General features: G+C 64.9%; 1 protein-coding gene. It reads left to right on the top strand.

The window, feature by feature from the left end:
* Positions 1-141: 141 nt before the first annotated feature.
* Positions 142-1,628, top strand: a 1,487-nt coding sequence (locus tag ACIBJH_RS48175) for a condensation domain-containing protein (RefSeq protein ID WP_399123420.1), incomplete at its 3' end; no start/stop codon positions are given.

The raw sequence follows: 1,628 nt of genomic DNA, 5'->3' as shown, positions 1-1,628 counted from the left end.
CCTGTTCGTGGAGGCCTTGGAGGCATTCGCCCGTCATGCGGCCGGCCCTGACGCGGGTGGTTACACGCCCTCGGACCTGCCCCTGGTCTCCCTCAACCAAGCTGAAATTGATCAACTTGAGCAGCTGTGGAGGAACGACAAGTGAAGCGCGACGAATTGGAAGACATTCTTCCCTTGGCCCCTCTGCAGGAGGGTCTGCTGTTCCACGCCCTGTACGACGAGCAGGCGTTGGACGTGTACACGACGCAGATGTCCTTCCTCTTAGAAGGTCCGCTAAATGTCGAGGTCCTCAAGGAATCAGCCCGAGTCGTGCTGCACCGGCATGCGAATCTTCGGGCCGCGTTCGTGCATGAGGGTCTGCGGCAGCCGGTCCAGGTCATCCCGCGACAGGTCGAACTGCCCTGGGAGGAGGTCGATTTCACGGGCATGGGCCCGGCCGAGCAGGAGGCCGCGGTCGAGGAGTGGATCGAGCAGGACCGGGCGCGGCGTTTCGACCTCACGGCTCCGCCACTGCTCCGGTTCACGCTGGTCCGGCTTGGTCACCAGCAGTACCGGCTGGAGTTCACGAGTCATCACCTGTTGTTGGACGGGTGGTCCTTGCCGGTGCTGATGCGTGAGCTGATGACGGCGTATGCGCAGGGTGGTCACGGAGGGGGCCTGGCTCCGGTCACTCCGTACCGGGACTTTCTGGCGTGGGTGGCGGGTCAGGACCGGGGTGCGGCCGAGGAAGCGTGGCGGCATTCGCTGGCGGGTGTCGAGGAAGCCACCCGGCTGGCTCCGGTGCGGGCGGGCCGGGTTCCGGTGGCTCCGGAGCGGGTGACGGTGGTTCTGCCGGAGGAGCTGACCGTTGCGCTGACGACTGCTACCCGCCGTTGCGGAGTGACGCTGAATACGGTGGTTCAGCAGGCGTGGGCGCTGCTGCTGGGGCACATGACCGGCCGGGACGATGTGGTGTTCGGGGCGACTGTTTCCGGGCGGCCGGCCCAGATCCCCGGGGTCGAGTCGATGGTCGGCCTGTTCATCAACACGGTTCCGGTGCGTGTGCGTCTGAAGCCGGGCGAGGCCCTGCGGGAGGCGCTGGTACGGCTCCAGGACGAGCAGAGCGTCCTGCTGGCCCACCAGCACCTCAAGCTCACTGACATCCACAGCCTCACCCCGGCCGGTGAACTCTTCGACACCGTCGTCGTGTTCGAGAACTACCCCGTCAGCGCCTCGCCGGCCGCGAATTCCGCCGAAGCCATACGAGTGGAAAGGCTGGAGGGGCGAAACAGTACGCACTATCCGCTCAGCCTGATCGTGATGCCCGGAGAGGGGATCCGGCTGAGACTCGACTACCGCCCCGACCTGTTCGACCGAACCGCGGTGGAGCAGTTGGGATCCCGGCTGGTTCGAGTTCTGGAGGCGATCGCCACCGGATTCGATCGTGCGGTGGGACACGTCGACCTGATCGGTGCTGAGGAACGGCAGCGGATCCTGACCGCGTGGAATGACACGGGTCGTGAGGTTCCGGATGTGCTGTTGCCGGAGTTGTTTGAGGCGCAGGTGGTGCGGTCTCCGGATGCTGTTGCTGTGGTGAGTGGTGGTGTTGAACTCACTTATGCGGAGTTGAATGTTCGGGCGAATTGTTT

It is taken from the genome of Streptomyces sp. NPDC050548 (assembly GCF_044457385.1).
In the GTDB taxonomy this organism is placed as follows: Bacteria; Actinomycetota; Actinomycetes; order Streptomycetales; family Streptomycetaceae; genus Streptomyces.
Note: the sequence above shows the minus strand (reverse complement) of the source record. Positions and strands in the feature narration are given on the sequence as shown.